This is a genomic window from Stenotrophomonas sp. YIM B06876 (assembly GCF_030711595.1).
GTDB lineage: Bacteria > Pseudomonadota > Gammaproteobacteria > Xanthomonadales > Xanthomonadaceae > Stenotrophomonas.
The window spans coordinates 65,129-72,181 of sequence record NZ_JAUJUJ010000014.1 but is presented as its reverse complement, the minus strand read 5'-3'; the positions used below and the strand labels follow the sequence as shown (position 1 = coordinate 72,181).

The following is a 7,053-nucleotide window of genomic DNA, read 5'->3' as shown; positions in this document are numbered from 1 at the left end:
GCGGCGCTGCCCCGCGCTACATCGGCCGGCTCCAGCGGGGCGCTGGCCCGCGCCACATCGGCCGGCTCCAGCGCGGCGCTGCCCGCGTTACGTGGGCCGCGATGCGCCCATGTCCAGGATGACCCGCGTGCCCCGCTCCGGCCGTGACTGGATATCCAGCTTCCAGCCCAGGTGCTCGCACAGCCGCGCGATCAGCTCCAGACCGATCCCGGCGCGGGCATTGCGCTCCCCGCGCGCGATCTGCGCGTAGACCGCGGCGATTTCCTCCGGCGACATGCCGTGGCCCGGGTCGTCGATCGTCACCACCGCCTCCGCATCCAGACTCACGCGGATGCTGCCCCGGTCGCTGCTCTCGATCGCATTGCGCAGCAGGTTGCCGATCGCCGCCTGCACCACGCCCATCGGCGCAAGGATGTCGCAGGCCGGCGTCGGCTCCAGTACCACCGTCAACTCCTTGCCGGCGGCCAGATGGCGATGGTCCTCGATGATTTCCGGCAGCAGCTGCTCCAGCGCCAGCCGCTCGTTGAGTGCGGCCAGCCGCGCCGGTTCGCGTGCCAGCACCAGCAGCAGCTGGATCAACTGCTCCACGTTGGCCGCGGTGGCGCGCACCCGCTGCACCTGCTGGCGCGCACGCGGCGGCAGGTCGGCCTGTTCCAGCGCCAGTTCGGCCGCCCCGGTGATCACCGCGATCGGCGTGCGCAGCTCATGGCTGGCGGTGCTGATAAATATCCGCTCGCGCTGCACGAAATGCTCGTTGCGGTCCAGGTAGTCGTTCAGTGCATGGGCAATGACTTCCAGCTCGGCGCTGCCGCGCGCATCCACCTGCACCCGCTGTCCGCCCTGCTCCGGGCGCAGCGCGCTGATGCTGCCAGCCAGCGCAGACAGCGGCCGCACCAGTCGCGACATGCCCAGCCAGGCCATCAGCAGCGTCACCGCCACCATTGCCAGCCCGGCCAGCAGCGCCAGACGGGTGATGAAGCCCTCCAGCTCGGCGAAATCGGTGATGTCCAGCACCAGCACCACACGCCCCAGGTCCGGCGTCTGCCGCACCATCACCGCGCTCTTGTGCCCATCCACCAGGGTGCCGTCGTGCAGGCCCGGATGCAGATCCGCCAGGGTTTCCGGCATCGCGGCCGCCCCGGGCACCCCGTACAGGCGCATGGTCTCCGAGTCCTGCCAGCGGTAGTGCGGATCGGTGCGCATGTGCGCCACGATGCTGTCCAACTCGGAATTGAGCAGCGCGCGCCACACCGAATGTTCGGCATGTTCATGCACGTAGTTGGCCGCACTGAACACCACCAGGGTCAGCAACGCCAGATAGCCGACCAGCCACCCCAGCAGCTTGCGCCGCAATGTCGGACGCTTCACCGTGCGGTCTCTCCATCCATGGCAGCGGTCGGCGCACTCAGCCGATAGCCCACGCGCGGCAGGGTATGCAGCAGCTTCTCGGCGAACGGGCCATCGACGCTGCGCCGCAGCTCGTAGATATGCGAACGCAGCATGTCGCCGTCGGGCGGCTCATCGCCCCACAGCGCGTACTCCAGACGCTCGCGTGGCACCGCGGCGGGGCTGGCGCGCATCAACACTTCCAGCAATTTGCGGCAGGCCGGATACAGGTGCAGCGTGCGCCCCCCGCGCTGCGCCTCCAGCGTGGCCAGGTCCAGCCGCAGGTCATGCACCTGCAGCACCCGGCTCTGGGTGCGGCCGTGGGTGCGCGCCAGTACCGCCTCCAGCCGCACTTCCAGCTCGGGCAGGGCGAACGGCTTGGTCAGGTAGTCGTCGGCCCCGGCGCGGAAACCGGCGATCTTGTCCGGCAGTTCGTCGCGCGCGGTGAGCATGATCACCGGCACCTCGGACTGGTGTTCCTCGCGCAGCCGACGCAGCACCTCCGGCCCCTCCATGCGCGGCAGCATCCAGTCCAGGATCAGCGCGTCATAGGTCTGGGTCACCGCCAGATGCAATCCGGTCACGCCATCGGGCGCCGCATCGAGCACATGCCCGCGCGCTTCGAAGTAGTCGAACAGGTTGGCAATCAGGTGGCGATTGTCTTCAATGACCAGCAGCCGCATGGAAGAATTCCGGAAAGAGCCCCGGCAGGGGACAGCAGAAGTGAAGCATCCTAGCGGCAGCCACCGTCGGAGTGGTGTCGAAATACCCTGTATATAAGCTTCGACGTGTTTCCCACAGCCGCGACATGATCATTCCCTCCTTCTCCCTGTGAAAAAAAAGCATGCACCCACCCCGTAGGTCCTCGCGTCGAAGCCAGCTGCTGCTGGTGGTACTGCTGGTGTTGAGCCTGCTGGCGGGACTGGGCATGCGCCAGCCCTCGCCCCCCGACGAACCCCGCTTCGTGCTGGCCGCCCGCACCATGGTGGAAACCGGGCAGTGGCTGCTGCCGCACCGGGGCAGCGAGTTGTATGCGGAAAAACCGCCGGTGTTCATGTGGATGCAGGCGGCCGCCTACAAGCTGGTGGGCGACTGGAACATCGCATTCCTGCTGCCCTCGTTGCTGGCGGCGTTGTTGACCCTGTGGCTGACCTGGGACCTGTCGCGGCGCCTGTGGAACCGGCGCATCGCGCGCTTTGCGGTGCTGGCGCTGTTCGTGTGCCTGCAATTCGGGCTGATGGCCAAGCGCGCGCAGATCGACATGGTGCTGGTGGCGATGACCACACTGTCGTTGTGGGGGCTGCTGCGACATCTGCTGCGCGGCCCCGACTGGCGCGCGCTGGCGATCGGCGCGTTCGCTGCCGGCGTCGGCACGGTGACCAAGGGCGTGGGCTTCCTGCCGCTGCTGGTGCTGCTGCCGTGGCTGGGCTGGCGCTGGCGGCGCAGCGCGCACCCCGAGGTTGCACTTCCGGGGCGGGACTGGCGCTGGAGCCTGCTGCTGCCCTGCTTCATTGCCGGCACCGCGGTCTGGTTGCTGCCGCTGGGCATCGCCCTGCTGCACAGCGCCGACCCGACCCTGCATTCCTATGCGCACGAACTGCTGTTCAAGCAGACCGGCACCCGCTATGCCGCCGCCTGGCATCACCGCCAGCCGGCCTGGTACTACCTGCAGGTGATTGCCACCCTGTGGCTGCCCGGCAGCCTGCTGTTGCCGTGGCTGCTGCCGGCGTGGTGGCGCCGCTGCAAGCGCCTGGATCCACGCTATGTGCTGCTGCTTGGCTGGTCGCTGCTGGTGCTGCTGTTCTTCACCTTCAGCCCCGGCAAGCGTGAGGTCTACATCTTCCCGATGCTGCCGGCACTGGCGGTTGCCGCCGCCCCGCTGTTGGCCGGCCTGCTGCGGCGCCGCGGCGTGCAATGGGTGCTGCTGCTCTATGTCGCGGTGCTGTCGCTGGCGACGCTGGCACTGGGATTGGATGCCCTGGCCGGAGACGGCTGGGCCCAGCGCAACGCCGCCCGTCGCGCGATCGATGCGGCGGTGCTGCCGCAGATCGGCGGGTGGCTGATCGCTTTTGGCCTCGCCGCCGCGGCGCTGGTCGCGGTGCTGCGACTGCGCCGCGCCGGCCTGGCCGTGGTGCTGGCGACGGTGCTGCTGTGGGCCCTGTACGGACTGGGCCTGATGCCGGCGCTGGACCCCTACAGCTCGGCCTCGGCAGTGATGGACAAGGTGCAGCGGCGCATCGGCCCGGACGCGCAGCTGGGCATGGTGGCCTGGCGCGAACAGAACCTGCTGCAGGCGACCCCGCGCGCGCGCGATTTCGGCTTCAAGCGGCCGCTGTCGGCGCAATGGCACGACGCCATTGCCTGGGCCACCGCCGATCCGGCCCATCGCTGGCTGTTCGTGCTGGATCAGGCGCTGGTTCCCTGTGTGGACCCGGCGCAGGTGATCGACATCGGCACCGCCAACCGCAACCGGTGGCTGCTGCTGCCCGGTAGCGCGCTACGCGCCGGCTGCGAGGCCCATCTGCCCGATACCGGCGAAGACGACGGCGACTGAACCGGCGGGCGGAATTTACACGCCGCCAACGCGCCTCCCACCGCTTTCCGACATCGGCGGGCCGACCATGCCGCCATCCATCCTGATGGCCCGGCCTCTGCCCGATGAATTCCCCGCTCCCGCCCCCGGCGTTGCCGGCCACCGCGCTGCCTGCAGGCGGCGACTTCCTGTTCCACCATCTGCTGCTGCCGGTGGTGGCGCTGCTGGCCCTCAGCGCGGCGCTGATGGGCGGCAATATCGACCAGTGGTTTGCCGACCTGCTGTACCGGCTGGAAGGCGGGCACTGGCTGCTCAAGGAGGCGTGGGTGACCAGCCAGCTGATCCACCGGGGCGGCAAGTGGCTGAGCGTACTGGCCTCGCTGGGGTTGATCGGCCTGCTGCTGTGCGCCTGCTTCAATGCCCGCGGGCACCGCTACCGGCGGCCGCTGCTGTATCTGCTGCTGGCCGTGGCGCTGTCCACCGGCCTGGTGTCGCTGCTGAAATCGGTCACGCAGATGGATTGCCCGTGGGACCTGAGCCGCTATGGCGGGCTGCGCAGCTTTGTCGGCCTGTTTGAAACCCGGCCGGCCGACATGCCGGCTGCCGCCTGCTTTCCCGGCGGCCACGCCAGTGCCGGCTACGCCTGGGTCGCCCTGTACTTCTTTGCGCTGGCAGTGCGCCCGGCCTGGCGCTGGCGCATGCTCACGCTGGCATTGCTGACCGGTGCTACGTTCGGGTTCGGCCAGCAGCTGCGCGGCGCGCACTTCCTGTCCCATGACCTGTGGTCGCTGGGCATCAGCTGGCTGGTCGCGGTATCGCTCTACCTGTGGATGCTCCGGCCGGAACGGATGCACGCCGCACAAGCCGTATCCGTTCCGCCCTCCATCTCCACCTCTGGAAACCTGGCATGAGCGCAGCGATTCCCCGCCCCGAAGCTCCTCTTCTGAACCGTTTCGGCACGTGGCGTTGGCGCCCGGAGATTTCCACCGAACTGCTGATTGTGTTGGCCAGCACGTTCTTCGCGCTGGCCTGCAACACGCTGTTCTGGCGCACCGCGATGGCCACCCATCCCGGCAACGTGCTGTTTGCGCTGTCGCTGTTCGCGCTGCTGGCCAGCGTGCATGCGCTGCTGTTCGGCCTGCTGCTGTGGCGCTGGAATGCCAAGCCGCTGCTGGCCGTGCTGCTGGTCGCCACCGCGTTCGCCACCCATTACATGAACAGCTACAACGTCTATCTGGACGCGGACATGCTGCGCAACGTGCTAGCCACCGACCAGAAGGAATCACGCGAGCTGCTGACCCCGGCGCTGATCCTGCCGCTGCTGGGCTATGCGCTGATCCCGCTGCTGCTGCTGTGGCGGGTGCGCCTGCGCCGCCGCAGCTGGGGCCGCAGCCTGCTGTGGCGCGCGCTGTTCCTGCTGGGGGTGGCGGTGGTCGGCGGGCTCGGGGTGATGGCCTCGTTCCAGGACATCTCGGCACTGATGCGCAATCACCGCGAAGTGCGCTACCTGGCCACGCCGGTCAATTACTTGATCGCGCTGAAGCAGAATTTCTCCAGCGCCAGCCCGATCAAAAAGCAGCCCAAGCTGCCGCTGGGTACCGACGCCAAGGCCGTGCCCCGCGCCCCGGAAAGCCGCCCGCGCCTGCTGGTGCTGGTGGTCGGCGAAACCGTGCGCGCGCAGAACTGGGGCCTGAACGGCTACGAACGCCAGACCACGCCGGAACTGGCGCAGACCGATGCGATCAATTTCCCCGACATGCATTCGTGCGGCACCAGCACCGAGGTGTCGCTGCCGTGCATGTTCTCCCCGTTCGGCCGCCACGCTTACGACGAGAAGAAGATCCGCGCGCACCAGTCGTTGCTGCATGTGCTTGAACATGCCGGCATCAGCACCCTGTGGCGCGACAACCAGTCCGGCTGCAAGGGCGTGTGCGAAGGGTTGGAGATCCAGCGCCTGGACGACGCCCGCACGCCCGGGCTGTGCGCCGACGGCCGCTGCATGGATGAAATCCTGCTCGACGACCTTGCCGCGCAGGTGCGTGCCAAACCCGGTGACCGGGTGGTGGTGCTGCACCAGCTCGGCAACCACGGCCCCAGCTATTTCCAGCGCTATCCGGCCGCGTTCAAGCATTTCACCCCCACCTGCGACACCGCCGATCTGGGCAAGTGCAGCCGCGAGCAGATCGTCAACAGCTATGACAACGCGGTGCGCTACACCGACCATTTCCTCAACCGCACGATCGGCGCCCTGCGCGACATGCAGGACTACGACACCGCGATGATCTATCTGTCCGACCACGGCGAATCACTGGGCGAGAAGGGCCTGTACCTGCACGGCATGCCCTACGCCATCGCGCCGCAGGAACAGACCTCGGTGCCGCTGCTGATGTGGTTCTCGCCCGGCTTTGCCAGCGGCCGCGGCCTGGACCTGGCCTGTGTGCGCAAGCGCGCCGGCGAACGCGCCGACCAGGACAACCTGTTCCCGTCGGTGCTGGGGCTGATGCAGGTGCGCACCTCGGTCTATGACCGCTCGCGCGACCTGTTCGCCGGCTGCGAAAGCCCCCTCGGGTAGGGCCGGGCCATGCCCGGCCGCTGTCGTCCCGGAAGAGCCGCCAGCGGAGCACCGCTGTGCTCCACAGGGACCATCGCGCCGTCCACTTGCGCCATTGTTCCTCCCAGCACAAGGAGTCGATCCGGTGACCATGCTTCCGCAATGGCTGTTCTGGGCGCTGCTGTCGGCGGTGTTCGCGGCGCTGACCGCGATCTTCGCCAAACTGGGATTGCAGCGCGTCGATTCGGATCTGGCGATGCTGCTGCGCACGCTGGTGATCGTGGTGGTGCTGGCGGTGTTTGTCCCGGCCACCGGCAAGTGGAGCAACCCGCTGGCGCTGCCGGCCTCCACGCTCGGCTGGCTGACGCTTTCGGCGCTGGCCACCGGCGCCTCGTGGGTGTGCTATTTCCGCGCATTGCAGCTGGGCCAGGCCTCGCAGGTGGCGCCCGTGGACAAGCTCAGCGTGGTGCTGGTGGCCCTGTTCGCCGTCGCCTTCCTGCATGAGCGGCTGGGCTGGCGCGAATGGACCGGCCTGCTGATGATCGGCGGCGGGGTGCTGTTGCTGGCACTCAAGCGGTGACCT

General features: G+C 68.3%; 6 protein-coding genes. 4 read left to right on the top strand and 2 right to left on the bottom strand.

What is annotated here, in order from left to right; all coding sequences use genetic code 11:
* Nucleotides 1-87: 87 nt before the first annotated feature.
* Complete coding sequence (locus QZH66_RS07950; RefSeq protein WP_305805412.1) at nt 88-1,368, bottom strand: HAMP domain-containing sensor histidine kinase; 1,281 nt, start codon at nt 1,366-1,368, stop codon at nt 88-90.
* Complete coding sequence (locus QZH66_RS07945) at nt 1,365-2,069, bottom strand: response regulator transcription factor (protein ID WP_305805411.1); 705 nt, start codon at nt 2,067-2,069, stop codon at nt 1,365-1,367. The genes QZH66_RS07950 and QZH66_RS07945 overlap by 4 nt, the downstream gene beginning before the upstream one ends.
* A gap of 161 nt (nt 2,070-2,230) precedes the next feature.
* Here QZH66_RS07945 and QZH66_RS07940 point away from each other — a divergent pair, with 161 nt between their 5' ends.
* From QZH66_RS07940 to QZH66_RS07925, 4 genes are all read left to right on the top strand, one after another.
* Nucleotides 2,231-3,940 carry a glycosyltransferase family 39 protein gene (locus QZH66_RS07940; RefSeq protein WP_305805410.1) on the top strand — a complete coding sequence of 570 codons (1,710 nt, stop codon included), beginning with the start codon at nt 2,231-2,233 and terminating at the stop codon, nt 3,938-3,940.
* Between the two features lie 224 nt (nt 3,941-4,164).
* The gene (locus QZH66_RS07935; RefSeq protein ID WP_305805415.1) at nt 4,165-4,830 is read left to right on the top strand and encodes a phosphatase PAP2 family protein; all 666 of its coding nucleotides are present in this window, start codon (nt 4,165-4,167) and stop codon (nt 4,828-4,830) included.
* Nucleotides 4,827-6,491 carry a phosphoethanolamine--lipid A transferase gene (locus QZH66_RS07930; RefSeq protein WP_305805409.1) on the top strand — a complete coding sequence of 555 codons (1,665 nt, stop codon included), beginning with the start codon at nt 4,827-4,829 and terminating at the stop codon, nt 6,489-6,491. Before QZH66_RS07935 ends, QZH66_RS07930 begins: the two co-directional genes overlap by 4 nt.
* Before the next feature lie 130 nt (nt 6,492-6,621).
* Entirely contained in the window at nt 6,622-7,050 is a 429-nt protein-coding gene (locus QZH66_RS07925; protein WP_305805414.1) for an EamA family transporter, read from the top strand.
* Nucleotides 7,051-7,053 lie beyond the last annotated feature (3 nt).

Coding starts and splice junctions, on each gene's coding strand:
- QZH66_RS07945 (WP_305805411.1), bottom strand. CDS start 2,069: ATGCGGCTGCTGGTCATTGAAGACAATCGCCACCTGATTGCCAACCTG.
- QZH66_RS07940 (WP_305805410.1), top strand. CDS start 2,231: ATGCACCCACCCCGTAGGTCCTCGCGTCGAAGCCAGCTGCTGCTGGTG.
- QZH66_RS07925 (WP_305805414.1), top strand. CDS start 6,622: ATGCTTCCGCAATGGCTGTTCTGGGCGCTGCTGTCGGCGGTGTTCGCG.
- QZH66_RS07935 (WP_305805415.1), top strand. CDS start 4,165: ATGGGCGGCAATATCGACCAGTGGTTTGCCGACCTGCTGTACCGGCTG.
- QZH66_RS07930 (WP_305805409.1), top strand. CDS start 4,827: ATGAGCGCAGCGATTCCCCGCCCCGAAGCTCCTCTTCTGAACCGTTTC.